Annotated in this window: 19 protein-coding genes and 1 pseudogene; 8 read left to right on the top strand and 12 right to left on the bottom strand. The window is 70.5% G+C overall.

Annotated features, from left to right (window positions below; translation table 11 throughout):
- The first annotated feature begins 68 nt into the window (after nt 1-68).
- From O2V61_RS21000 to O2V61_RS20985, 4 genes are read left to right on the top strand one after another with little or no spacing between them, the layout of a single operon-like run.
- The gene (locus O2V61_RS21000; RefSeq protein WP_269185209.1) at nt 69-3776 is read left to right on the top strand and encodes a hypothetical protein; all 3708 of its coding nucleotides are present in this window, start codon (nt 69-71) and stop codon (nt 3774-3776) included.
- On the top strand, nt 3773-6577 hold the full coding sequence (pglZ, locus tag O2V61_RS20995) for a BREX-2 system phosphatase PglZ (RefSeq protein ID WP_269185208.1): 2805 nt from the start codon (nt 3773-3775) through the stop codon (nt 6575-6577). Before O2V61_RS21000 ends, pglZ begins: the two co-directional genes overlap by 4 nt.
- Nucleotides 6574-7914: a BREX system ATP-binding protein BrxD gene (brxD, locus tag O2V61_RS20990; RefSeq protein WP_269185207.1), complete on the top strand. Its 1341-nt coding sequence runs from the start codon at nt 6574-6576 to the stop codon at nt 7912-7914. Before pglZ ends, brxD begins: the two co-directional genes overlap by 4 nt.
- Complete coding sequence (locus tag O2V61_RS20985) at nt 7911-10022, top strand: DEAD/DEAH box helicase (protein WP_269185206.1); 2112 nt, start codon at nt 7911-7913, stop codon at nt 10020-10022. The genes brxD and O2V61_RS20985 overlap by 4 nt, the downstream gene beginning before the upstream one ends.
- Before the next feature lie 101 nt (nt 10023-10123).
- Here O2V61_RS20985 and O2V61_RS20980 read toward each other — a convergent pair whose 3' ends face one another.
- Together O2V61_RS20980 and O2V61_RS20975 are read right to left on the bottom strand one after the other, a co-directional pair.
- Complete coding sequence (locus tag O2V61_RS20980; RefSeq protein ID WP_269185386.1) at nt 10124-11182, bottom strand: IS3 family transposase; 1059 nt, start codon at nt 11180-11182, stop codon at nt 10124-10126.
- Nucleotides 11098-11307 (bottom strand): annotated as a pseudogene (locus tag O2V61_RS20975) (transposase); the annotation flags it as partial. The pseudogene O2V61_RS20975 and the gene O2V61_RS20980, both read right to left, overlap by 85 nt.
- 94 nt (nt 11308-11401) lie before the next feature.
- Here O2V61_RS20975 and O2V61_RS20970 point away from each other — a divergent pair.
- The 3 genes from O2V61_RS20970 to O2V61_RS22450 all read left to right on the top strand — a co-directional run bounded on the left by O2V61_RS20970 (nt 11402) and on the right by O2V61_RS22450 (nt 12589).
- Complete coding sequence (locus tag O2V61_RS20970; RefSeq protein ID WP_269185205.1) at nt 11402-11761, top strand: hypothetical protein; 360 nt, start codon at nt 11402-11404, stop codon at nt 11759-11761.
- Nucleotides 11758-12081 (top strand): hypothetical protein, encoded by a 324-nt coding sequence (locus tag O2V61_RS20965; protein WP_269185204.1) that lies wholly within the window; start codon nt 11758-11760, stop codon nt 12079-12081. Before O2V61_RS20970 ends, O2V61_RS20965 begins: the two co-directional genes overlap by 4 nt.
- Nucleotides 12082-12433: 352 nt before the next feature.
- Nucleotides 12434-12589, top strand: coding sequence for a DUF6221 family protein (locus O2V61_RS22450; protein ID WP_442929186.1), 156 nt, complete (start codon nt 12434-12436; stop codon nt 12587-12589).
- Nucleotides 12590-13085: 496 nt separating this feature from the next.
- Here O2V61_RS22450 and O2V61_RS20960 read toward each other — a convergent pair whose 3' ends face one another.
- The 6 genes from O2V61_RS20960 to O2V61_RS20935 form a co-directional block, all read right to left on the bottom strand.
- Entirely contained in the window at nt 13086-13469 is a 384-nt protein-coding gene (locus O2V61_RS20960) for a hypothetical protein (RefSeq protein WP_269185203.1), read from the bottom strand.
- A gap of 14 nt (nt 13470-13483) precedes the next feature.
- Complete coding sequence (locus tag O2V61_RS20955) at nt 13484-13735, bottom strand: hypothetical protein (RefSeq protein ID WP_269185202.1); 252 nt, start codon at nt 13733-13735, stop codon at nt 13484-13486.
- 1076 nt (nt 13736-14811) lie between these two features.
- Nucleotides 14812-15360 (bottom strand): hypothetical protein, encoded by a 549-nt coding sequence (locus O2V61_RS20950; RefSeq protein WP_269185201.1) that lies wholly within the window; start codon nt 15358-15360, stop codon nt 14812-14814.
- 279 nt (nt 15361-15639) lie between these two features.
- Entirely contained in the window at nt 15640-17709 is a 2070-nt protein-coding gene (locus O2V61_RS20945) for a DUF4011 domain-containing protein (RefSeq protein WP_269185200.1), read from the bottom strand.
- A gap of 140 nt (nt 17710-17849) precedes the next feature.
- Nucleotides 17850-18014 carry a hypothetical protein gene (locus O2V61_RS20940; protein ID WP_269160095.1) on the bottom strand — a complete coding sequence of 55 codons (165 nt, stop codon included), beginning with the start codon at nt 18012-18014 and terminating at the stop codon, nt 17850-17852.
- A 28-nt stretch (nt 18015-18042) separates the two neighbouring features.
- Nucleotides 18043-19314 (bottom strand): hypothetical protein, encoded by a 1272-nt coding sequence (locus O2V61_RS20935; protein WP_269185199.1) that lies wholly within the window; start codon nt 19312-19314, stop codon nt 18043-18045.
- A gap of 227 nt (nt 19315-19541) precedes the next feature.
- Here O2V61_RS20935 and O2V61_RS20930 point away from each other — a divergent pair, with 227 nt between their 5' ends.
- On the top strand, nt 19542-20672 hold the full coding sequence (locus O2V61_RS20930; RefSeq protein ID WP_269185198.1) for a thermonuclease family protein: 1131 nt from the start codon (nt 19542-19544) through the stop codon (nt 20670-20672).
- 270 nt (nt 20673-20942) lie between these two features.
- Here O2V61_RS20930 and O2V61_RS20925 read toward each other — a convergent pair whose 3' ends face one another.
- The 4 genes from O2V61_RS20925 to O2V61_RS20910 all read right to left on the bottom strand — a co-directional run bounded on the left by O2V61_RS20925 (nt 20943) and on the right by O2V61_RS20910 (nt 24582).
- Nucleotides 20943-21320 (bottom strand): type II toxin-antitoxin system death-on-curing family toxin, encoded by a 378-nt coding sequence (locus O2V61_RS20925; protein ID WP_269185197.1) that lies wholly within the window; start codon nt 21318-21320, stop codon nt 20943-20945.
- Nucleotides 21317-21520 (bottom strand): ribbon-helix-helix protein, CopG family, encoded by a 204-nt coding sequence (locus O2V61_RS20920; RefSeq protein WP_269185196.1) that lies wholly within the window; start codon nt 21518-21520, stop codon nt 21317-21319. The genes O2V61_RS20925 and O2V61_RS20920 overlap by 4 nt, the downstream gene beginning before the upstream one ends.
- 183 nt (nt 21521-21703) lie before the next feature.
- Nucleotides 21704-23398 carry a GAP1-N2 domain-containing protein gene (locus tag O2V61_RS20915; RefSeq protein ID WP_269185195.1) on the bottom strand — a complete coding sequence of 565 codons (1695 nt, stop codon included), beginning with the start codon at nt 23396-23398 and terminating at the stop codon, nt 21704-21706.
- Nucleotides 23395-24582, bottom strand: a complete 1188-nt coding sequence (locus tag O2V61_RS20910) for a TRAFAC clade GTPase domain-containing protein (RefSeq protein WP_269185194.1) — start codon at nt 24580-24582, stop codon at nt 23395-23397. The genes O2V61_RS20915 and O2V61_RS20910 overlap by 4 nt, the downstream gene beginning before the upstream one ends.
- Between the last annotated feature and the right edge of the window lies 1 nt (nt 24583).

The following is a 24583-nucleotide window of genomic DNA, read 5'->3' as shown; positions in this document are numbered from 1 at the left end:
ACCATCTTCGGCTGCGCCGGCCGAACCAACCCGCACAGTAGCCTGCGCGCCATGGGGGAGTTTCGCCGATGACCGCACTACTTCGCGACGTCCTGATCATCCCGGAGCGCTCTGGTAGCGAGGACTACGTCCTCCGGCTCACCGACAGCGTCGGTGGCTCACAGGTGGCCCGGACCCTGGACGAGTACGTCGTCACCCCTGCCCTCGCCGATGCCTTCGACTCTGCCCTTTCGCGTGTGGCTGGAGCGCTCGATACAGGCGTCAGCCGCGGCGCGTTCCTGGCCGGCTCCTTTGGGTCGGGCAAGAGCCACTTCATGGCTGTGCTGCATGCCCTGCTGCGCAACGAACCAGCCGCGCGGGCAAAGGCCGAGCTGCAGCCGATCGTGGCAAAGCACGACCCCGAGCTGCAGGACAAGAAGATCTTGCCGCTGGTCTTCCACCTGCTTGGTGCCGAGTCGATGGAGCAGGCTCTCTTCGACGGGTACCTACGCCAGATTCGCGAGTTGCACCCGGGTGCGCCGTTGCCAGCCATTCATCAGTCCGACGCGTTGCTGATCGACGCGGAGCGCTACCGCGCCGACGTCGGCGACGACAAGTTCTTCGCCGGGCTCAACGGGAACGCAGGTGGGGGAGAGGACGACCCGTGGGCAGTTGTCCTTGGGTCGGGCACGTGGACCCGGGAGACTTACGAGTCAGCCCGCGCCGCCGCGCCCGGGGCGCCCGCGCGTCAGCAGCTGGCGACCGCGTTGGTGACCACGTACTTCACCTCGTACACAGGGCAGGCGTCCTACGTCGACCTAGACACCGGGCTCAGCGCCATTTCCGGCCACGCTGCCGCGCTCGGCTACCACGCCGTCGTCCTCTTCCTCGACGAGCTTGTGCTCTGGCTTGCCTTCTCCGTGCAAGACCGGGAGTTCTTCCGCCGGGAATCGCAGAAGCTCACCAAGCTCGTCGAGTCCTCCATCGGTGAGCGTCCGATCCCCTTTATCTCGATCGTCGCCAGGCAGATGGACCTGCGGCGTTGGTTCGCCGACGCCGGTGCGTCTGGAGCGGAGCAAGAGGCTCTCGACCGAGCTTTCCGGCACCAAGAAGGACGGTTCCCGAACCCGATCGTCCTGGGGGATGACAACCTGCCCTACGTTGCCCGGCAGCGGCTGCTGCAGCGGCGTGACGAGGCCGCTGACCGGCTCCTCCGCGACGCCTTCGACCGGCTGGATCGACGCTCGGACGTGTGGGACGTGCTCCTCGACGGGGTCAACACCGACGAGCGGCACCGCGGCGCCGACGAAGCAGCCTTCCGCATGACCTATCCGTTCTCCCCGGCACTGGTGTCCACGCTGCGATCTCTGGCGAGCGTCATGCAGCGGGAGCGCACCGCGCTCAAGGTCATGCAGCAGATCCTCGTCGACCGGCGAGACATGCTCACCGTCGACGACGTGATCCCCGTCGGTGACGCCTTCGAGTACGTCGTCGACGGCAAAGACGTCCTTGATGCCCAGGTCGGTGCTCTGTTCCGTTCAGCTACGGCGCTCTATCGCGACAAGCTGCGGCCGATCCTGCTGGCCACGCACAACGTCACGCTTGAGCAGGTTCTGAGCGGTGAATCGGTGCCTGCCGGCTATCTCGCTGACGACCGCCTGGCCAAGACACTTCTGCTGTCGGCTGTGGCACCCAAGGTCCCCGCGCTCAAGGAGCTGACCGCTGCTCGGTTGGCCAGCCTCAACCATGGGTCCATCGTCTCCCCGTTGCCCGGCGCCGAGGTCACCATCGTGCTGGCCAAGGTGCGGGACTGGAACCGCCAGGTCCCCGAAATCCACGTCAGCGGCGACTCGCGCAACCCCACCATTCGGGTGCAGCTCTCCGATGTCGACTACGAGTCGATCGTCGACAAGGCCAAAACAGAGGACAACGAGGGTCGGCGGCGCGAGCTCCTCAAGGACCTCGTTCGCGATGCACTCGGGCTTCAGACACGGGACGCCGATGTCTTCGGAGCGCATGCGCAGACGGTGGTCTGGCGGGGTTCCCGACGCGAGGTGGACGTCGTCTTCGGCAACGTCCGGGACAGCGGCTGGCTGAGCGAAGACCATTTTCGGGCTCGGCCACAGACCTGGCGGCTCGTCGTCGACTTTCCCTTCGATGAGCACGGGCACTCCGCCGCTGAAGACCTCGCCCGGCTTGACCAGCTGATCAGCAGCGGGTTCCACGACCACACGCTGGTCTGGCTGCCCCGCTTCCTGTCCGAGGAGCGGATCCGTGACGTGCGCCGGCTCGTCGTCCTCGACTGGCTGCTCACCGGCGCGGGGGAGCGGTGGACCTCGCACGCCGACCACCTCTCCGAGGTCGACCGGGTCCAGGCCAAGGCCATTCTGGAGTCGCAGCGCACTGCGCTTCGGGAGAGCCTGCGCCGCGCCATCCAAGAGGCCTACGGCGCTGCCGCGCCGAGCAGCGGCACACTGCTGGAGGACGCCGCACATGACCGCGTGCTGGTGTCGCTGGACCGCGGGCTCAACCTGGCCAAGCCGGTCGGCGCTGACTTGGCGGCTGCGTTCCAGCACCTGGTCGACCAAGCATTCTCGTCGCAGTACCCCGGCCACCCGCGATTTGAGCCGGCCGACGTCGAGATCACGGGCCGCGACCTGGCGACGACGTATTCCTACGTGGACAAGGCGGTCGCTGATCGCGACGGCCGGGTGTTCCTCGAGCCGAGCGACCGGGCCGCGGTCCGCCGCGTGGCCAATCCGCTGCAGCTGGGCAGCGCGGGGGAGACCCACTTCCTCTTCGGCAACGATCGCTTCGTCTTCTGGGCCGCAGAGTTCGAGCGCGCAGCGGGGCGCGCCGGGCTCCGGCCACAGGACGCAGTGACCGTTGCCCAGGTGCGCAGCTGGATCGACGGCATGACGCCGACGTTAGGACTACGCGACGAGGTGTCCGACCTGGTCGTCCTCGCATGGGCGGCGCTGCGGCAGCGGGCCTGGTACCGGCATGGCACACCGGTCGTGCCCCCGCCGAAGCCGGGGGCCCTGACGACGGACATGGAGCTGCGGCCGGATCCGTTGCCTGATCCGGCGGAGTGGGATGTTGCCGTCGGCCGCGTCGCCGCGCTGTTCGGCATCCCGATCAGCCGGTACCTGACCGCGCCCACAGTGAGTGAGCTGGCCGAGAAGCTGTACGCGGAGGCGCGTGGACAGTTCGATGCTGCAACCACGCTGGAGGGCAAGCTGACGGAGGCGTACGACCGAGTGGGGCTGCCCGCGGAGGGCGCCCAGCGACTGAGCACGGCACGAGCCGCTACGGCACTGCTCACCGCCCTGCGCGCGAGCAGAGACCGTGTCGCCCTGGTGCATGCACTGGCCACCACGGGAGATCCGGCTCGAGATGCGGCGGTTGCCCGATCTCTGTCGACGTCTGCCGCGGTCAGCTCGGCGCTCTCCAGCTACCGCTGGGATCGGCTGAGCCCCCTGTTGAACGCCGAGCCAAGCGATCCAGCTGCAGCCGGCGCGTTGTCGAATCTCCGAACCAGCCTGCGCAGCGACGAGATCGTCACGTCGCTGCCGGCCGGGCTGCGGGCATTCGAGGACGAGCTCTTCCAGTGGCTTGAGGAGCGGCGTCCGCCCGTCGTCGTCCCGCCGCCGCCGCTGCCTCCTCGGCCGCGGCCGTCTCGTGGGGTCACCCTGTCAGCGGGCCAGCCGCCGGCGCAGGTCCTCAAGGACCTCGAGGCGTTCGTGAACGAGCACCCCGACGTCGCGGTGCGGGTTGAGTGGCGGGTGGACGAGTGACCGCAGCCACGACCAGTGTGGCGACGCTGCCCGTGGTGCGGGCGCTGCTCGACGAAGCCGTGCGGAAGAACTACAGCGCTGGCGCGCTCGGGATCCGCGCGCGGCCCGAGTGGGGTGGCCCGACGTCCTTCGAACACCAGGGCGTGCCGGTGACCGTGGTGCCGTGCGTGTCGAGTCTCGCCGTCCGGGAGGCGCTTCGCTCCCGAGGTGGTGATCGGTGGGTCGTCATCGTCACCGATCGCGACGATGCCGACTTGGGCGCGGGCATCCGCAGCCACTTGATCTGGCACCGCCTGCGTACCCCGGACCCCTGGGCGGCCGTGCGCGTCCGCTTCGCGGCGGAAGGCCTCGATCCTGCCCTGACGCTGGCTGCGGATCACCGTGAGCTGGCTTCGGGGTTGTTGGCCGCCACTCCGGTTCCCGGGGGATGGCCGCCAGCACCTGGCGGCGTCCTGACTCGAGACCATGCCCTCGGTTCGGTGGCGCGTGCTCACTTGCATCTGCCGGTTGGTGAGCTGGCAGCGACCGCTGCGCTGACGTGGACTGCCCAACCGCCGACCGTGGGACTGATCGGTGACCTGCGCGGGCTGGCTGGTGATGGGCTCACCGATGCCGTCCTCGACTGGGTCGCCCAACGAGTGGGTGCGGCTGCTCCCTTGTTGTCGCAGCTGCTGCGGCGGGGGCAGAGCAGGGAGATCGTGCCGCTCGGTCTCGTGCTGGAAGCGCTGCTGCGCAGCCAACAGGCGGGAGGGGCAGAGGACCTCGTCTTGGCTCGAGAAGCCCTCGTACGTCTGGAGCCGCGCACCGGAGGGGCTTCGGCGCCTCGTGGGGCGCTGGCCTCTTGGGCCGAAGAGGCTGGAGTGGTCGTCCGGCCACTGATCAACCATCGAGAGCTGCGGCCGCTCGGGGAGCAGCTGCTCGCGGCAGCAGACGTAGTGCTCGCCGACGTACGAGCGTCGGCACTGGCAGAGCAATCCGACCTGTTGCCCTCGGGGCTGACTGCCCGGCTGACGCGTCTCGCATCGGGCTTGCTTGCCGCGGTGCGCTCGGAGGCTGGTCAAGAGATCGATCAGCCGTTGGTGCAGCGCAGCTCCCTGGACGCCGTCGAGCCGGCCTGGGATGCCGTCAATCGGCACCACCTGGCAGACGGCGACCGGCGCGTCGACGCATTCCGGGCTGCAGTTCGGCTCACCCGCTGGCTGGCCGTCGACAGCAGGGGTGAGGGCCACGATCTCGCAGCACTGCATCGCCGGCACCTGGATGCTGATGCCTGGGTCGACACCGCGGTCAACGATGCGGCACCCGGCGTAGGGGACCCCGAGCTTGGCGAAGCGCTCGCCGCCGTCCTTGAGCTGGTTCGCCGGCGTCGGGACCGTCATGACGGCGACTTCGCTCGAGCCCTGGCCGAGTTCACCCGCGACGACCGACCCGGAACACCGAGCGCTGTGCGCCTGGAGGAGCTGCTGCCCAGCGTCATCCTCCCTATCGCTCGCCGCGCTCCGGTACTGCTGCTCGTGCTGGACGGGATGAGTGCGGCAGTCGGCAACGAGGTCGTGGAGAGCATCACGGCCAAGCTGTCGGACGGCTGGGTCGAGCACGTGCCGGACGGACGCCCGCGGCGAATCGGTGCTGTGTCTGTGTTGCCCAGCCTCACAGAGGTCAGTCGAACTTCGCTGCTGTGCGGTCAGCTCTTGACGGGGCAGCAGGACGCCGAACGGCGGGGCTACGCCGAGCTGGTGCGGGCCTACGGGCTGGCGGGTGCGTCCCTGTTCCACAAGAAGCCGCTGGACAGCTCCCGTCCCGGGTTCTCGGTCGCCGACGACGTCGGGGCTGCCATCGACGACCAGGCAGGTCAGCCACTCGTCACCTGCATCCTCAACACGATCGACGACGCGCTCGACCGCTCCGACCCGGTCGGAACCGTGTGGACAGCTGACGCCGTGAAGAACCTGAGTCCGCTGCTGGAACGTGCCCGGTTGGCCGGTCGAGTCGTGGTGCTCACCTCGGACCACGGGCACATCGTCGAGCGGCGGCAGGGACGGCAACAGAGCGCCGCGGACATCTCCAGCGGACGTTCCCGAGCCGACGGGCCCGCAGGCGAGGGCGAGATCCGCATCGCCGGCCGGCGGGTGCTGAAGCACGATGGTCGAGCGGTGCTCGCTGTCGATGAGCGGCTGCGGTATGGCCCACTGAAGGCGGGTTACCACGGCGGCGCTGCACCGGCTGAAGTCGTCATCCCGGTGTACTTCCTCGTCTCCGGTGCGCCGAGCGGGGAGTCGGGACTGACGCCAGCGACACCCCAAGAGCCGGCCTGGTGGTCGGACCGGGTGCGCTCGACGGCTCCCGCGTCTCCTGCACCTGATCCAGTATCGGTACCCGCCCGTCGGTCGGCCGCAGCTCGGCCGGCTGCTGCCGGAGCGATGACGTTGTTCGATGAGGTCGTAGACGAGCCGTCGGCTCCTCCCGCGGCGCCGTCGCCCGCTGTGCATCCGCTCGGAGCGTCGACCATTGCGTCGACCACCTACCGAGAGCAGCGCACGTTGGCCGGTCGGGTCACCGTGACCGACGAGCAGGTCCGTCAGCTCCTCGAGGTACTTCTGGAGCGGACCGATCGGCGCCTGCCACGAACGGCCGCCGCGGTCGCGTTGGGGGTGGCACCAGTGGCATTGCGCGGGGCGGTACTGCACGTGCAGCGACTGCTGAACGTCGAGGGGTATGCCGTGGTGAGCTTTGACGTCGACGGGTCGACCGTGGTGCTGGACGAGGCACTGCTGCGTGAACAGTTCGAGCTCGGCTCATGAGCGAGGTCTCTCCCCGGCGGCGACGTGAGGTCCTCGACGCTCTTCGCCGAGGCACCGTGCCGGCCAGCGGCTTGGACCTCCTCGCGGTGGGGCTCGAACGCTTCGTACCCACGCTCGACGCCGAGCTGGACGTTGTCACCGCCGGCGGATCGTCGTTCAAGGCGATCCGCGGCGAGTACGGCGCAGGCAAGACGTTCGTGACCCGGTTCCTGGCCGAGCGAGCTGCGCGGCGAGGCATGGCAACCGCCGAGGTGCAGATCTCGGAGACCGAGACACCGCTGCACAAGCTGGAGACCGTCTATCGCCGGATCGGGGAGTCGCTGCGCACGTCGGCCTTCCCGCCGAGCGCCCTCCGGCCGGTGCTCGACTCGTGGCTGTACACGCTCGAGGCTGACGTCGCCGCTGCTGATCCCTCACTTGCCGTGGCGGGAGCACAGTCGATGGATGCGGCTGTAGCACAGCTGCTGGAACAACGGCTGGCTGCTGTGTCCACGCGGACTCCTGCCTTTGCGCAGGCCCTGCGTGCCTATCGAAGTGCAGTTGTCGCCGGGGACTCAGTGGCGGCTGACGCGCTGGCCGGCTGGCTCGGCGGGCAGCCGCACGTCGCTGGCGCCGCGAAGCGGGCTGCCGGGATCCGCGGCGAGCTCGACCACTTTGGAGCCATGGGCTTCTTGCAGGGGCTGCTGACGGTTCTTCGGGACGCCGGCCATCCCGGGTTGCTGTTGATCCTCGACGAGGTGGAGACGCTGCAACGGGTGCGCGGTGACGTGCGAGACAAGGCACTCAACGCCCTCCGGCAATTGGTCGACGAGGTCGACTCCGGGCGCTTCCCCGGTCTCTTCCTCGTCATCACTGGCACGCCGGCTTTCTATGACGGCCCGAGCGGCGTACCGCGACTGCCTCCGCTGGCCCAACGACTCGCCACCGACTTCGCCACCGACACCCGCTTTGACAATCCGCGGGCGGTGCAGCTGCGGCTCCCAGGCTTCGACTTGGCGGCGTTGGGTCAACTCGGCACCAGAGTCCGCGACCTGTTCGCGGACGGAGCGAGCGATGCAGCTCGGATCTCACGAGTTGTTGACGACAGGTACGTCTCTGAGCTGGCGGTAGCCGTGACGGGGTCGTTGGGCGGCCGGGTGGGCGTCGCGCCGCGGGTCTTCCTCAAGAAGTTGGTCAGCGACGTGCTCGACCGCGTCGACCAGTTCGACGACTTCGACCCGCGCCGGCACTACGCCTTGACCGTCAATGCGGCCGAGCTGACGGACGTCGAGCGCGAGAGCGCGAGCCTGGCTGTGATTCCCGCGGCTCGGGCTGACGACGTGCATCTCGACCTGTGACGGCTGAGCTGCTCGACCCCGTCGTCCAGCATCACATCGTCAACTCGCTTGGCTGGCCGGCACTTCGGCCGCTGCAGCAGGAGGCTGTCGAGCCGGTCATGCGCGGCGACGATGCGTTGCTGTTGGCGCCAACAGCTGGCGGCAAGACCGAGGCCGCCACCTTTCCGCTACTCTCCCGGATGGCGCAGGAGGACTGGCGCGGGCTGACAGTCCTGTACGTCTGTCCCCTGCGTGCGTTGCTGAACAACCTCGAGCCGCGGTTGGCCGGCTACGCATCCTGGCTTGGCCGCCGGGTGGGGCTGTGGCACGGCGACACCCCGGACTCCGTGCGGCGCAAGCTCACCATCGACCGTCCGGACATCCTGCTGACGACTCCTGAGTCGTTGGAGTCGATGCTCGTCTCGACCCGCATCGACTCCGCCCAGCTGTTCGGCGACCTGCGAGCAGTCGTCGTCGACGAGGTGCATGCCTTCGCTGGTGATGACAGAGGCTGGCACCTGCTCGCGGTGCTGGAACGTCTGTCTCAAGTGGCTGGTCGACCTCTTCAACGCATCGGGCTGTCAGCGACCGTCGGCAACCCCGATGCCTTGTTGTCCTGGCTCCAGGGGCCGGGTCGGAGCACTCGTGAAGCCACCGTCGTATCGCCGCCGGCCGCCCCGGGACCGACGCCTGAGCTGGAGCTCGACTACGTCGGCAGCATCGACAATGCCGCAACAGTCATCGCAGCGCTGCACGCGGGGGAGAAGCGGCTCGTCTTCGCCGACTCTCGTCGCACTGTGGAGTCTCTGGCCGCCGCGCTCCTGTATCGAGGGACGACGACGTTCGTCTCGCACTCGTCCCTGTCGGTGGATGAGCGGCGGCAAGCAGAGAAGGCCTTCGCCGAGGCCCGCAACTGCGTCATCGTGTCCACGTCGACGCTGGAGCTGGGCATCGACGTCGGCGACCTCGACCGAGTGCTGCAGGTGGGTGCTCCTCGGACGGTCGCGTCGCTGCTGCAGCGGCTCGGCAGGACTGGTCGTCGTGCCGGTACGGCGCGGAGCATGCTGTTCCTGGCGACAGATGACGATGAGTTGCTGAGAGCCGCCGGGCTCCTGCAGTTGTGGTCGGAGGGCTACGTCGAGCCGATCCTGCCTCCGGCGTCGCCCCGCCAGCTGCTCGGTCAACAGCTGCTGGCGTTGTGCCTCCAGCAAGGGCGAGTGGGACGCGAGAGCTGGCTCTCGGAGCTGGGCGGTCTTGACTTTGCCGCTCCCGACGAGGCGCGGCGCATCACTGACTGGATGCTCGAGAGCGGCCACGTCGACCAGGACTCAGGGATGTTGTTCGTCGGCCCCGAGGCGGAGCGACGGTACGGACAGAAGCACTTCCTCGAACTGCTCTCCGCCTTCACCGCCGACCCGCAGTTCACGCTGCTCAACGGTCGCGTCGAGGTGGGCACGGTCGACCCATTGGTCATGACGCGGAAGGTCGAAGGGCCGCGGGTGCTGTCCCTGGGCGGGCGCCCGTGGCAGGTGACCTACATCGACTGGAAGCGCCGCCGAGCGTTCGTCGAACCGACCACGCTGCCCGGTACGTCTCGTTGGGCGGGGATGGCGCAGCCGCTGTCCTTCGCCTTGACCGACGCGATGCGGCGGGTCGCCTTGGGCGCAGACATGCCCGGGGTGTCGCTCACGCGTCGGGCCACCGATCGGCTCGCGACCGTCCGGGAGGAAGTCCTCCCGACGGCCGCGGCCGGTAGCAGCCTCGTTCGCCCACATGACGGTGGACAAGTGCGGTGGTGGACGTGGGCTGGTGGCCGGGCCAACGGGACGCTTGCGGCCGCGCTCACGCAGGTGAAGTCCGGGTTGGTCGACGAGCTGGACCGGTACGACAACCGCTACATCAAGCTGCGGGGTGACGCGACCCCCGGCGCGGTGCGGGATGCGGTCGGCGAGGTCCGGCGCCGATTCGGTGATGACCTGACCGAAGTGCAGCTGACCGTTTCTGATGAGGCGCTCAAGCAGCTGAAGTTCGCCGACCTGCTGCCACCCGAACTCGCCAGTGCGACGTTGGGACAGCGGTCGGCTGACCGCGACGGAGCCTCACAGGTACTCCGTCGCCCTGTCAGCTGAGCTGGCGAATTGCTTACCGTCTGATGCTCAATCCGTTGCTCGTGAGGTCGGTGGTGCAGCAGCTGACGACCCACGGAAAGGCTCAGGTGAAGTGACCCCCGTCAGGCGGACACCTCGTTCTGTGTCAGGTGCATGTTCTCGTAGTCGGTGGGGCTGAGGTTGCCGAGCCGGGAGTGCCGGCGGCGGGTGTTGTAGAAGCCTTCGAGGTAGGAGAAGACCTCCATCTCCAGTTCGTGGCGGGTGGGCCAGGAGCGGCGGTAGATCAGTTCGGTCTTCAGCGTGGCGAACACCGATTCGGCCATCGCGTTGTCGAACGCCGAGCCAACCCGCCCCATCGAGGCCAGTACCCCGGAGACGCGCAGCGCCTTGCCGAACTCATAGGACGTGTACTGGCTGCCGCGGTCGGTGTGGTGCACCGTTCCGGCCGGCGGCTTGCGGGTGGTGATGGCCATGCCGACGGCGTCGAGGACGAGTTCGGTGCGCAGGTGGTCGGCCATCGCCCAGCCGACGACCTTGCGGCTGAAGGCGTCGACGACCACGGCGAGGTAGACGAAGCCTTCCCAGGAGCGCAGGTAGGAGATGTCGGCGACCCACAGCTGGTTGGGTCCGGCCGCGGTGAAGTTCCGCTCCACCCGGTCCGGGGCGGTCGCGGTGGAGACCGAGCGGCGGCCGTACTTGCCGCGCCGGCGCCGGTGCACGCCCTCGATCGCACCCAGCCGCATCAGCCGCGCAACTCGTTTCCGGTTCCAGTCGTGCCCGCGGTCGCGGACTTCTGCGGTCAGCCGGCGGGCGCCGTAGGTCCGGCGGTGGGCGATCCAGGCTTCGCGGGCGGCCTCGATCGAGTAGGCGTCGTGGAGCTCGGCGGCCGTCGGCCCGCCGGCGCGGGCGGCCCAGGCGTAGAAGCTGGTGGGGCTGATCCGGAACACTCGGCAGAGACGGCGCACGCCGTAGCTGGTCTTCTCCGCGGCGATGAACTCGCAGACCAGTCCGCGGCTCACCGGCCCGTCTCCCGAGCGAAGAAGACCGCGGCTCTTTTCAAGATCTCCCGCTCGAGCTCCAGCTCGGCGACCTTGCGCCGCAGCCGGGCCAGCTCCATCCGCTCGTCGGCACTGAGCGCGGCCGGCCCATCGGCTCGCTGACGCTTCTCGGCGGTGACCCAGTTGCGCAGCGTCTCGTGGTTGATCCCCAACTCGCCGGCGACCTCTCGGACGCTGCGGCGGCTGTCCAGCACCAGCTGTGCGGCTCGCTGCCGGAACTCCTCGGGGTACTTGCTCCGTCGGCCCATTCGGGCTCTCCCTCCTTGGCTGGTGCCAAGTTTGGAGGTGTTCAGCCAACGGGGGTCACTTCACGAGGCTGGCGCTGGGCTGCGGGACGCGCTGATGGGTTGGGCAGCCCACCTGGCGAACGTTGCGACCTCGACTGCGCAAACTGCGGCCACCGCCCTCCTGGCCGCCCTCCCCGACCTGCGGGCGCACGGCAACCTGCCCGACGCCTGCGACGAGATCCTCGACGCCCACGCCCAAGCAACCCGTGCGGTCGACGCGCCCGCGCACCGCGCCATCATCACCATCGGCGCCTGCCCCGAGGCTGCCTGCCAGGGCACGATCCGCGCGTTCATTCCCGCCGACACCCGACCTGCCCGCATGGCCTGCGACATCGGGGACCACACCTGGGGTACCCGCGACTGGCTCCGCATCGGAGGACACATCCAGCAGATGCGGGAGAGGATGAGCGCGTGAGCGCTGAGCCGACCGAATCCGAGCGACAGCAGGCCATCGGCCTGTACGCCGCGATCATGGACGCGACCACCAGCCAGGACGCGCATGAGATCCTCGCCCGAGCCCTCGCGGACCAACGCACCCGCTATGACGCCACCCCTGCGACCCCCCCGGCGCCTGACGAGGCCGAGACCGACCACGCGTCCGGGCGCATCCGCGCGGCCCGCCGGCTCTGCGGCTGGGGCAGTGGCCACACGTGGCAGCCCTACACCGACTCCGCAGGCCGCAATCGGGTCATGTGTCAGAACTGCGGTGAAGAGAGAGGCGCTCGGGCTCGGTGATTCTCGAGCCGGCGACCGCATTACTGGCCACCGGCGTCCCGGTGCGCACGATCCAGCTGTGGGTCCCCCGAGCCCGAGACCAGGTGGCTGCGTGACCACCTTGCCCAACGTCCGGGACCTGCTCGCCAAGGCCACCCGGGAGGCGTTCCTGCTCGCCGACTTCCTCATCCGCAAGGCTGACGACCGGGGGGAACTCGACCCATGACTGACCTCGCCAACGTCCTGCTCGCCCGCATCGACGAAGACGAGCGGGCTGCACAGCAGGCGCCAGTGCGCACGAGTACCGCAACTTTGGCTCGCCGCAGTTCTGGGCCTTCCACGACACCTTCAACGTGGGTCGTGTCCTCGCCGAGTGCGAAGCCAAGCGGAGCATCGTGGAGCACGAGCGCGGCCCGAAGTTCGAAAGGATTTCTCGTTCCGCAAGGACCCGATCGACACGCCCGTGCTCTGCCTGATGGCAGATCCCAACGCCGGCCACCCGGACTACCGCGAGGAGTGGCGGCCATGATCCTTGACCCCGCGACCGCCTCGCTGGCCACTGGCGTACCGGTCCGCACGATCCAACGCTGGGCCCTGGCCGGCCGGATCGGCGACCACGGCGACGGGCTGCGGCTGCCCGTGAACGTCGACGAGGTGCCGGAGCTCGAGGAGCTGCGGGCGACACCCCGTGACGGTCGGTTGCCGTCCGGTAACGCAGTGGCGCTGGTTCTCCACCAGCCTGTAAGCACCGTCACTAGGCGCCCGAACTCCCCTAGACCGCCGTGAGCGGCCGGAATGCGGTGCCCCCGAGTCGGGGCAAGGCGCCACCCGTCACCGAAGCCCGGCATCGCCGAGGTGACAGCCGGGCGCACCGCCTTGGAGGGCAGCGTCCGACCTCTAACGTCTCGGTGCACGTCGTCGGGGGCGACGCAGGCCTGGGGGCCGGCAGATCGGACCGCGCGCGGCCGGACAACTGAACAGCGCGTGTCCTCGGTCGGCGCGAATGCCGACCGAGGACACAGCAGCTAGATCCTGTGCGTTGTCCCAGTCTTACGACTCCCTGCGACCTTCCTTGCCGCCGTGGAGACCGATGAGACCTTGGTATTCGCGGTCCGCTGTTGGCGAGCTGCATCCTTGAACTTGCCGCCATGCAGATTGCAGAGCTTGGAATACCTCTGCCGCGCCGCCTCACCTGTCGTTCCGAGCGCTTCGCCGATGACGCGCCAGGGTCGACCGGCCTCTGCTGCAGCCTTGACCGCTCGGAGCACCTCGGCATCAGCCTGCGCGCGCCGGAAGGCAGCAGCCTTCAACGCCGCTTCCTCCGGGGTCTCGACCCCAGTAAAGTCATTCTCCATGTACGCGGACAGTTCGTCCGCGTGCTTCATGATGTCTTCGTAGCTCTTGGGCATCAGATCACCTCTCCTCAGAGGCCGTACTTGCTGCGGGCGCGCTGCCGGTTGACGGGCATCGCGTGGAGGATGACGACCGGGCCGTTGCTGGCGGTGACGAAGCCGACCTCGATCAACTTGCCGTTCTCGGTGAAGCCGACGTGCATGGTGAGCTCCCAGACGCCCTGCTCGGTCAGAGTGCGGAGCGGGTTAGCGAACACGTACCGCATGTCCGCATCGACAACCCAGTGCTTGCGGGCTGCTTCGTGGATCTCCGGCTCCTGCATGCTAGCAAGTTTACTTGCCGCAACCATGGCCTAGCAAGTTACCTTGGCAGGCGTGTCGCCACACTCCCGCCCCGCTTGCCGTACGGGAAGACGATGGCGGGGCGGTGAACAACCACACGGGCCAGGCGCCCGCAGCAGACACCAGCAGGCGGTGACCATGCCCGGCACCCCCCCTGGACCGACGCCGAAGACCAGCGCTCGCCGAACTCCACGCCGCCGGCCGCTCCCTCCGCTCCATCGCCAAAAAGATCAACCGGACCAAGTCCTCCGTCCACAAGCGCGCCGCCGACCTCGGCCTCACCTGGGACCGCACCGCACCGCGAAGGCCGCCGAAGCCACCGCCATCGACAACAAGGCCCGCCGCGGGAAGCTCGTCGCCCGCCTATACGACGAGGTCGAAGCGGTGCTCACCGCGATCGAGGACGGGCGCGCCGGCAACGGCTGGCAGACGATCCTGAAGGGCGCGTACGGCGCGAAGGTCGGGGACACGCTGACGTTCATCCCCTCCCGGGACCGCCGCGACGTCGCCGAGGTCCTCTCCCGCCACCTGCTCTCAGCGACCAAGATGGATGCCATCGACGCCACCGGCGGTGTCAAACGCGAACGCTCCCTCCCCGCCAGCTCGGCGAGGCTCTCGGCGTCGCCGGCCCCGAGCGGACGTGACCCTCTCCCCCAAGCAGCTCCGCTCCAGCCGCGAAGCGTCCGGCCGCGTCAACGTGTGGGACGGCGCCGTCCGCTCCGGGAAGACCATCGGTTCACTGCTCCGCTGGATGATTCACCTTGCCGACCCGCCCACGGGCGGGGAGCTCGTCATGTTCGTGCGCACCCGCGACGCGGTGTGGCGCAACGTCATCGGTCCCCTGCAGGACCCGTCGCTGATCTGCGGCGTGGCCAGCACCGTCGTCGGCAACTACCGGCTGGCTGTCCGAGGTCACCGGCTACGCCTGGCACCCGAAGGCCGAAGAGGACAAGCCGATCAAGACCGCCGACCACTCCCTCGACGCCGGCCGGTACGCCGTCGCCACCACCGAGTCACTGTGGCGCGGGCACCTCGCCGACTCGGCGCTGGCCGCGGCCTAGTTGGCCGCGAGGTCATCGAGCAGCGACGGGATCAGCCGCTCGAACGCGTCGACGTCTCCGCTGCCGGGCAGCATGAGCGGCTTGTCCAAGTCGCGATAGTCGAGGGACAGCGACGCGCCCTGCGGCCATGACCAGTCGCCTCCCTCGATCTTCCAGTTCCAGGTCGCACCGTCGTTGATCGAGACGCCATCGGCGAGGTTCGGGAGCAGGAGGCCGCGGAGTGTGGCGCGCGGTATCAACCGCACGCTGACGGACGCGTCACGGTGGTCCTCGAGGAAGCTGCGCTCCTCCTGGGGGTAGGTGATGGCCACGGTGCTGAATTGGGCGACCGCCAGGTACCGGTCCGTCCAGACGAACAGGTCACCGTTCACGTAGCGGCGGGTCTCCTGCAGGGCGACTTGGGCGAAACGCACCTCTTCGGTCTGCAGCAGCAGCGCCAGGCGCGCGTACAGGTGCGCCGCGAGGTGCCGGCCCCTGATCTGCTTCTCTACCAGCTCGGCGAGCTCAGCTGCCCACTTCTGCCGTGCGTCTTGCGTCTCGGTCACAGGATCGTCCTCTCGTCGGAAATCTCAGCAGAGCACGAGCCACCGACAGATCTCCGTGCCGGCGACAGTGAGGAAGACGCCGGTGCCACTCCCTCAGTCCGATACCGCCTGACCGCCTGCGCCCCTGGCCGGGATCCTCACCCACCTCCAGCAGTGGTCCGCGTGGCTCAGTGGGGACATGGACCGGCTCAACGCCGTCTACTCGTCGCAGCAGAAGCCGCAGCTGGACCGGCCCTCCCAGTACCGCGGGGGCGTCCAGGGCGCCGCGGCGCGCGCCTTCTACGAGCCCCGTCGGAGACCGCACCCACCCGCGCCGGCAGCTGCACGGCTCCATCGCCGCCGACCTGTGCCAGGCCCCGGCGGATCTGCTGTTCGCTGAGCCCCCTCGAACGGGTCGGTGGGGGAGTGCACCAGGTGGGCGACCAGCGGGTTCTCGCTCAGCGTCGCCCAGTGCTCGTCGAGGTCCTTCCACAGCCGGAACTTCGCGAACGCCAGGATCGCCAGGTCGGCGGTCGGCTCGACCCGGTACGGCAGCCCCTGCTCGACCAGCGCGACCCGCATCGCCTGGAGCGCGGCGTCCAGGTCGATCCCGGCGCCGTCCTCGGTCGGCTCGGCCAGGCCGGGCACGCTCAGGCCGTGCAGCTGGCGCAGCTTCTCCAGCAGGCAGTAGTTGGGCGTGCTGGTGCCGGACTCGTCCACGGTCAGCCGGTAGGCGCCGGACCGCGAGTGGGCCTTGAGCACGACGGGCACCAGGATCAGCGGTGAGCGCAGCGGCCGGCCGTCGAGCTCCCAGGCCAGGCTGCCCAGCGCCAGGTACAGGTTGTTGGCGCCGGTCTCCTCCAGCACCGTCTTCGCCTTGTAGGCCAGCGCCCGCATCCGGGTCAGATACGCGGTCTCCGGGACGTCGACGTACAGCCCGCGGCGGTCCAGCAGCAGCTCGGTCAGCTGCTCCTGCGGCAGCTCCCGGGCCGACCGCAGCCCGCGTTCGCGCTGGACGGCGGCCAGCTGGTCGCTGGGCAGCAGGGTCAGCGCCGTCCCGCCGTTGACGAGGTCCTCCAACGCGCCGAGCTGCGCATCGGGGACGGTCAGCGCGATCCCGGCGCGCGGCGTGTAGTTGATCAGCCGGTTGCGCAGGCTCAGGTCCAGCAGCGCGTTCTTCCACTGCGCGATCCGCGGCGGGGCGACCTCCCGGGCCTCGTGCTCCGCCGCCGTCCCGCTCTCGGCCGGGCGGGCCGGCGTGCTGTGCACGGCCGGCCGGTACTCGACCACCTGCACGGCGCCGTCGGCGTCCCGGGTGCGGGCTGGCAGCGGGAGGACGCCGTCGCGCCGGGCGCGGTAGACGTCGACGACGCCGATCACCCGGTCGAGGTCGCCGGTCAGCCAGGCGGCGTAGGGCGGGCGGTGCAGCTCGTCGAAGCCGACCGGCTCGGTGCGGGTGGTGAGCATCGTGGTCTCGACCAGCCGGATGAGCCCCAGGTCGACCAGGTTCACCAGGCTGGCGACGTCGGTGGTCGCCGAGCTCTGCGCCGACAGCTCCTCGCGCCAGTAGCCGAGGAAGGCGTGCCCCTCGACCAGCCACAGCAGCGACCGGATGCCGGCCTGCTCCAGCGCGGCAGCCAGGACGACGACCAGGTCCAGGCAGGTGCCGACCCGCTCGTCCAGCACCTCGCCGGGCGTGCGCACCTTCTGCCCGACGTCGGCCCAGCTGGCCGGCGGCTCGCTGTACCGGACAGCGCGGGCCTGCACGGCGGCGCAGATCGCGGCGGCGATGGCGTCCACCCGCTCGGGGCCGGCCTGGTAGCCCTGGATCGACGGGCTGCCGGTCTCCGTGCCCAGCAGCTCGGCGGCCTCGGCGACCAACGCCGGGATCGTGGGGTGGTTGGGCAGGACGTGCGCGGCGAGCATCTCCATCGCCAGCTCCAGCGGAGTGGCCAGCCACTGCGCCGCAGCCAGCACCTGCACCGGCACGCGCGCCCGGCCGAGCACCTCGCCGTCCTTCTCCACCAGGACCGACAGCCAGCCGGGACGGCGCTCCTCGACCTGCAGCATCGCCGCCGGGTCCAGCCGCAGGCCGACGTCGGTGAGCACCGTGGTGTGTCCCGGGTCGATGTCGGCGAACATCTCGACGGCCTCGCCGATCGGGCCCTCGGCGTCGCGGACGGCCACGTGCACGCTGGCGTGCCGCACCGGCTCGTCGTGCCCGGTCAGCACCAGCTGGGAGACGACGGCGATGCCGTTGTGCGCGAGCGCGTAGCTGAGCACGGGGACCGCGGTGACCTCGACGGTGACCCGCGGCCCCGGTGCCGCCCCGTCGATGGACGTCGGCTGGAGCTCCGCGGGGTCAGTCATGCGCCCCGTCTACCGGCCGGCAGCGACGACTCCGGGTCAGGCTGTGGCGGCTGTGGCAGCTGGGGCGTCAGCGGACGAAGTCGATATGTCTCACTGCGGCGGTGACGGCCACGGCGTGCTCACGCCACGGCCGCGCCGCGCTACTGCAGGACGGTGAGCACGAACGGGATGAGGAGCGCTGACAAGGCCACCATGAACAGGCTTCCGGCGACCGACAGGGCGATGTAGTTGTCGGGGGCACGCCAGGCGACCAGTCCGCCCGCGATGGAGGAGACGAGCAGCACTCCGAGCAGGAACCAGATCATCGGTACGTCTCTTCTCCAGGGTCTTCGGTCACGGGGCGTCGACGGGCGTGGCCAGCGGCGCCCGAGTGTGGGTCATCAGCTCGATGAGCTCCCGCACCGCTGCTCGCGTGCCGGCGATGTCGTCGGCGACCGGGCTGAGCCCGGCGCGCTCGCCGCCCACCGACGTGGCGATGGTGAGATCGTCGACGACCAGCGCGGACCGCTCGAATCGTTCCAGCTCGGCCAGCTGAGCCAACTCCCGGGACAGCTGCGCGGCCTGCTCGCGGTGCCGGATCAGCGCGTCGGCGCGCTCGCCCAGCCGCTCGGCGGCCGCGTCCAGCGCCGTCCACTGCTGCTGCCAGATCACCCTCGCCGGCCCGGTCGGCATCGCCCCGAGTTGGGTGCGGGCATCGTGGATGCGCAGCGCCAGGTCGATGACGGCGTCGACCTCGTGGTCGCCGTCGAACGCCGCGCGGGTGGCGTCGAGTGCCGGAGAGGACCAGGACGGTTCCCGCAGCGTCTCCTCCCACGCCCGGCAGGCCGCACCGGCCACCCGCCCCTCGATCCAGTCGGCCTCGGCCAGTTCGGTCTCCGGCCCGGTGAGAGCGAGCCGGCGGCGCTCGACGGCAGCCTCGCCCGTGAGCCCCAGCAGCGTCAGCAACAGGATGGCGAACAGGACGCCGACGGGCGCAACGAACGTCTGCAGCCCGACGAAGACGCCCACCGCCAGCGCCCACTGGCTCCACGGCGGGAGGCGCCGCCACGCGTGGCCGGCGTTCCACAGCGCTCCGGTCGGGATGGGCCAGTCCCTGCGCTCGATCCGGTTCCGGCCGTGCGGGTAGCGGGTGTTCCACAGCGCCTCGTGTGGCAGCAGCCGCGTCCGGTTTCGCGGGTTGTCGACGTCTACAGATCGAGGGGACAGCCGGAAGAGAGCCGTTCGCAGCTCGGGGTCGCCCGTCACCCGCAGGTCGATGACCTGGGCATCGGTGTGGACGGCGACGCCTCCCGACGTCAGCTGGACCTTGCGGATGTCGCTGCGGGGAATGGCCAGGGCGTGCGGACCGTGGCGGTGTTCCGGGCTGGCCGCACGCAGCAGGTCGGTGACGTGCTGGCGGGGGCGCGCCTGCCCGATGAGCAGGGCACCGGACGTGATCGCCAGTGCGCCGGCGGACGTCTCCGTCCACCTGGCCCGGAACACCCCGTCGACGGCGTCGCCCGGGTCGAGCGCTACGGCCATCGCCGCGACGTCGGTCTTGAGTGGCCGCTTCGTCCACGGACGCCGCAACGCAGCCCGCCACAACAGCTCCGTCGCCTGGTCCACGGGTCTCCTCCTGACCGGATGCGGGGCGGTCCCGCTCCTGCGACGAAGGCGACCACGGGCCACCGACGGAGATCGGCGCCGCGGCACCGCCTCTCACCGGATCGGGGGACGCCGCTCGCGGCCGTTGCCCCTTCCGGGGGTGGCTCGGACCTGACCGACGTCCAGTGGCAGGCCGACTCCCTAGCGTGCCCGTCGGTGACGCCTGTTGCCTGGTCGTCGGAGGAAGCATGCAGAGCCTGCTCGCTGTCGTAGGGGCCCACAAGATCGCTGCGATGGTGGCCGCCGGAGCCCTGGTGGTCGGGGCGGGAGCCGTCCACGAGGCAGTGAGCGGACCCGTCACCGCGACGGTGACCAAGGTGGTGGACGGCGACACCATCGACGTCCGGTACGACGGCGAGACCCGTCGGGTGCGACTGCTCAACGTGGACACCCCGGAGTCGGTGGACCCGAGCAAGCCGGTCGAGTGCCTCGCCCCGGAGGCGACCCAGTACCTGAAGGGCCGCCTCCCCGTCGGGACCGAGGTCCGGCTCGAGCACGACGAGGAGAAGCACGACCGGTACGACCGCGAACTGGCCGCGGTCTTCCTCGGTGACGACCTGGTGAACGCCGACATCGCCCGGCAGGGCTTGGGCGTTGCGGTGCTGGTCGGATCGAACTCGCAGTTCTACCCGCCCGTGCGGCAGGCGCATGACGAGGCGAGGGCGGCGGGCCGGGGGCTCTACGCCGCCGACGTGACGTGCACCGTCCCCGCACAGGTGGCCGCCCTCGAGCAGACGGCGGCCGACACGGTCGCCGAGCAGCCCGTCGCCCCGGCCGAGTTGACCGCGTTCGATTCCCACTCCGGTGAGCTGGTCGCTGCGCTGACCGCGGCGCGGACGCTCGCCGCTCTCCTGGACGGGGACCCGCGCGCCTTCCCACTGCTGCCGTTCGCAGGCCGGGGGCTGAGCGGTGTGCAGAGTCGGGTGGAGCGCGTCCGCACCGATCTGGACGCCGCCGTCGCCGACAACGACTCGGCCCGGGCCGCCGAGCAGCAGCGGCTGGAGGAAGAGGCCCGGCGAGCCGCGGAGGAAGCCGCGCGCCTGGCTGCGGAAGAGGCGGCGCGTCAGGCTGCCGAGGAAGCTGCACGCAAGGCCGCCGAGGAGGAGGCCGCGCGGAAGGCGGCCGAGGAAGCTGCTGCGGCCGCGACCCGGGCCCGCGCGCAGTCGCCCAGCTCGTCCCGGACCTCGTCGAGCGCCCCGAGGACGGCAGCTCCGCCGCCGCCGACGTCCGGCAACTCCGGCCCGAGTGGCTACACCGGCTGCCGGAGCTACGCGCCCGGCGGCAAGAGCTGGACCCCGATGCCGTGCCCGGGCTCCTGACTCCTGGCCGCGTCGCAGTCGCGGGTGCACGCCCGGCCGGCTCGGCTTGTCGTTGTCTCGTCAACGACAAGCGAAATTCTGGGCGGAGTGAGGGCGATTCGTCCCCCTTGTCGTTGTCGGAGCAACGATTGCGCAGGCGGTTGAGGTAGCCGTTGACCGAGTACAGGCTCGGTTCGGGCGGCTCGAGGGCATCGCAATTCGTGGCCGCGTCGAGGCACTCGTTGCGGGGCCCTGCGCATCACCCGTTGAGCTACAGCCTGCGCGGGGGTCTCAGGTCCAGGGCTCGGTGCTCGATGACAGTCGGGCGGTGATCGACTCGACGTCGTCGATGTCGCCCGCTGCGATCGCCACGATCACGTCGTACGCCTCGTCGTTCGAGAGGGTCAGCCGGACGCCGTTGACGCCATAGAACGCGATCGTCCCGGCGAGGGCCAGCCGCTTGTTGCCGTCGACAAGGGCGTGATTGCGGGCCAGTGAGTGCAGGAGAGCCGCGGCTTTGGCGTGGATCGAGACATAGACCTCCTCGCCGAACGCCGTCGAGCGTGGCCGGGCCAGTGCGGACTCCAGCAGCCCGGCGTCGCGTACCTGCACCTCGCCCAAGGTGCGGGCGGCCACGTGTAGCAGGTCGTCGAGATCGAGGTAGATCACTGGCCGAGGCGCTCGAGGGCTTCGGCGTAGCGCGGGAGCTCAGTGTCGAGCACCCGGTCGAGGAGTTCCCGCTTGCTGGTGCGCTCGATGTAGTCGCGCACCGCCTGGCGGGCGACCTCCTGCATCGATCGGCCCTCGAGCTCGGCCCTGCGGCGCAGCGCGTCGGTCTCCTGGTCATCGAGGCGAAGGGTCATGGCCATGCAGCAAAGATACCGTCGGTGGTATCAGAACGGCATTGCCATCCCGGCATCGTTCGTCCAGGCGTCGTCCCCCGACGCTCGTGCTCTGGCGCGCCAGTACAGCCAGAGCACGAGCGTGCGCCGACCACAGGTCGCTGACCAACGCCGGCGAGCTGCGGGTGCCGGATGCCGGGTGCGCGAGTTCTACCGGCGGCGCCGCGGCCACATGCCGGTCTTCCGGCGGCCCTCAGCCGATTCCCCGCCGGGACCCGCGCCGAGCGCACCAGCGGCGAGCCGGGCGACCTCGCCCGGCCAGCCGTCGTCCCCGGCCAGCACCAGGAAGTTGCGGGCCACGATCGCGGCGACCTCCTCGTCGGGCAGCCCGGACCGGAACAACACGTCCCGCAGCGCCCAGCCCTGTCCCGCCAGCTCACTGGCCGCGACGGTGAGCGCCAGTCGTTCCACCATCGACGCCGCCAGCCGCTCCGCCGCCCAGGGCAGCGCCGCCCGCACCACCGACACCGGCGCGGCGCCGCCCAGCGTCAGGAACCAGTCGGGGTCCTCCAGCAGCAGATGCCCGAGCAGTGAGGCAGAACTCGCCGGCCACTCGTCCACTCCCGCCCACTCCCGCACCAGTGCCTCCCGCACCACCGGCCGGCTCGTGGCCAGCCGGGCCAGCCCGGCGAGATCGTCGGTCAGCTGCAGCAACGCCACCGGCTGGGGGAGGGCCACCGACTCCTCGACCAGCGTGGCCGCGGCCCCGCCGACCTCGGCGAGCCGGCGGCCCCGCGCCAGCTCCGCGGTGAACGCCTCGCACAGCTCCGCCCGGGTCAGCCCGGTAAAGCCGATCGGCACCTCCGCCTGCCCGGCGCCACCGAAGACGGCGGTCAGCGCGGCGTCGAGCTCCCGGTCGCGCAGCCGGTCCCAGGCATCGGGGTGCTGGGACAGCGCCGTCCGCAGCGCCGCATCCACCTCCGGGGACGACGCAGCCACCGCGCAGGCGACGTCCACGGCGTCCGGGGAGGACAGCCACCACCCGGCCTTCTCCGACTCCAGCACCGCGACCAGCTGGACCGGGGTGAGCGACGCCGGGTCCAGCCCCGTCCAGGTGTCGGCGAACAGCCACCGGTCGAGGGTCTCCAGCTTGCGCACGTTGTCCGAGCACAGCTCCTTCTTCGCCGCCGCCTCCAGCAGCGCGCGCGCCCGTGCGGTGTCCTGCCCGTCCGGCACGGGGCCCTCGGACAGGAGGTCGTTGGGCACCTCCGGCCCCACGTGCACCCGCACCGCAGCCGCGTCGCCCAGGGCGGACGCCGTCCCGACGTGCAGCGCGACGGCCGAGGCCAGCGCCCGTGGCAGCACGCCGAAGACCAGCTCGGCGACGTCGCGACCCGACGCCGTCCGGGCCGGCAGCCCGACCACCCCCGCACCGGCGGCCACCGCCGCGAGCACCGCCGCGACGTGCGGCAGGAGGGCGTCGACGTCGTCCGCGGTCAGGGCCGGCAGCGACCGGCGGGCCGACGGCACCTCCACCGCCGGTGCTCCGCGCGAGGGTTCGGCCTCGGCGGGGAGCCCGTCGAGGAACCCGCCGCCGCTGCGGAACGCCAGCACGTCCCGGGGGGTGACCCGGCCGGCGCCGTCCCAGAGCAGGTGCACCAGGTGGTTGCCCGGCCGGCCGAACGCGTCCGTCCCAGCCTGGACCTTGCGGTAGGCGATCCGCCCGCCGGCGGTGTGCCGCAGGCCGAAGGACTCCCCGTCGCCGAGTGCGATCAGCGGGCCGAGCGTCGCGCGGCTGTCGCCGACCTCCGCGGGCCAGTCCGGCGACAGCTGGACGACGCCGAAGCCCGGTCCCTCCAGCGTCCGGCTCGCCGAGGTGTAGACCAGCTGCGGGCAGGTGGTCATCGGCCCAGCCGATCACCGGCGGCGCGGAAGTCGGCGTCGTCCGCGTCCAGCCCCTCGCTGGGCAGGAAGCCGTGCCGCGCGAGCAGCACCAGCAGCGGTTCCAGGCATCCAACAGGGGCGATCGAGGGGTAGGCGCCGTCGCTCGCGTCCGACCCGGTCGCCGACACGGCGTGCACGGTCGGGTCCGGCAGTCGGGTCAGCAGCGTGGTCAGCAGGTTGCTGCCGCCGTTGGCCTCCAGGAAGTCGACCAGGCGGGCGCTGTTGTGGCGCACGTCCTCGAACAGGGTGGGCAGCGCGGCGAGGCTGATCTCCGGGTTGCGCAGCGTGTCGGCCGGGAAGTCCGGCCGGGTGATCAGCTTGTCGGCCTTGCTCAGCACCACCCCGGCGGAGATCCCCTGCAGGAAGCCGTCCCGGCGCAGTCCGCGCGCCGAGCGCAGCAGGTCAGCCAGGTTGACCAGCATCTGCGTCGGCCGGGCCATGCCCAGCGCTGCCTCGCCGGGGTCGGCCACCGACTGCAGCCCGGGGAACATCCCCGGCGAGAGGACGACGAGCACGGCGTCGGCCCGGTACAGGAACTTGCCGAACCGGCCCAGGTCCTCCTTCCGGTACAGCTGCTCCCCGGAGGCGTCGAACAGGACGACGTTCATCGCCCGCTCCGGCCCGCCCTGCATCGTCCGCCGCAGCACCAGCGTCAGCGGCTCCGGTGACTCGCCCTGCGCCAGCAGTGGCTGGGTCGCCGGCAGCTGCCGGTGGTCGACCAGCAGCGGCTGGTGGTAGTGCCGCTCGAACCGGTCGGCGCTGTTCTCGTCCAGCTCGACCGAGATGCCCAGCGGGGCGAGCGCCCCGGCGTGCAGCGCGTCGACCAGCACCGTCAGGAAGGTGCTCTTCGAGGCGCCGGTCAGGCCCACCACGCCGACGACGACGGTCGCCCGCGTGGCGTAGTCCGGGGGCAGCCGGTGGCCGTTCGGGCAGACCGGCACGGCGTCGACCGCGTCGGAGGCCGCCGCTCTTGCCTGGGACGACGGGCCGGGCTCCGGCTGGCCACCCCACCGCCCCTCGCTGAAGCGCTGCCACGCGGTGCGCCGCGGGACCGGCACCGGCTGCGGCCCGCCGATCGGGCTGCGCAGCAGCGGCACCGGGAACGACTCCAGGCACCGGGGGCAGACCAGGTCCTTCTTCGGCATC

It is taken from the genome of Modestobacter sp. VKM Ac-2985 (assembly GCF_026967925.1).
Lineage (GTDB): Bacteria > Actinomycetota > Actinomycetes > Mycobacteriales > Geodermatophilaceae > Modestobacter.
Note: the sequence above shows the minus strand (reverse complement) of the source record. Positions and strands in the feature narration are given on the sequence as shown.

Coding starts and splice junctions, on each gene's coding strand:
- O2V61_RS21000 (WP_269185209.1), top strand. CDS start 69: ATGACCGCACTACTTCGCGACGTCCTGATCATCCCGGAGCGCTCTGGT.
- brxD (WP_269185207.1), top strand. CDS start 6,574: ATGAGCGAGGTCTCTCCCCGGCGGCGACGTGAGGTCCTCGACGCTCTT.
- O2V61_RS20970 (WP_269185205.1), top strand. CDS start 11,402: ATGGGTTGGGCAGCCCACCTGGCGAACGTTGCGACCTCGACTGCGCAA.
- O2V61_RS20960 (WP_269185203.1), bottom strand. CDS start 13,469: ATGCCCAAGAGCTACGAAGACATCATGAAGCACGCGGACGAACTGTCC.
- O2V61_RS20955 (WP_269185202.1), bottom strand. CDS start 13,735: ATGCAGGAGCCGGAGATCCACGAAGCAGCCCGCAAGCACTGGGTTGTC.
- O2V61_RS20945 (WP_269185200.1), bottom strand. CDS start 17,709: ATGACTGACCCCGCGGAGCTCCAGCCGACGTCCATCGACGGGGCGGCA.
- O2V61_RS20940 (WP_269160095.1), bottom strand. CDS start 18,014: ATGATCTGGTTCCTGCTCGGAGTGCTGCTCGTCTCCTCCATCGCGGGC.
- O2V61_RS20930 (WP_269185198.1), top strand. CDS start 19,542: ATGCAGAGCCTGCTCGCTGTCGTAGGGGCCCACAAGATCGCTGCGATG.
- O2V61_RS20920 (WP_269185196.1), bottom strand. CDS start 21,520: ATGGCCATGACCCTTCGCCTCGATGACCAGGAGACCGACGCGCTGCGC.
- O2V61_RS20915 (WP_269185195.1), bottom strand. CDS start 23,398: ATGACCACCTGCCCGCAGCTGGTCTACACCTCGGCGAGCCGGACGCTG.
- O2V61_RS20910 (WP_269185194.1), bottom strand. CDS start 24,582: ATGCCGAAGAAGGACCTGGTCTGCCCCCGGTGCCTGGAGTCGTTCCCG.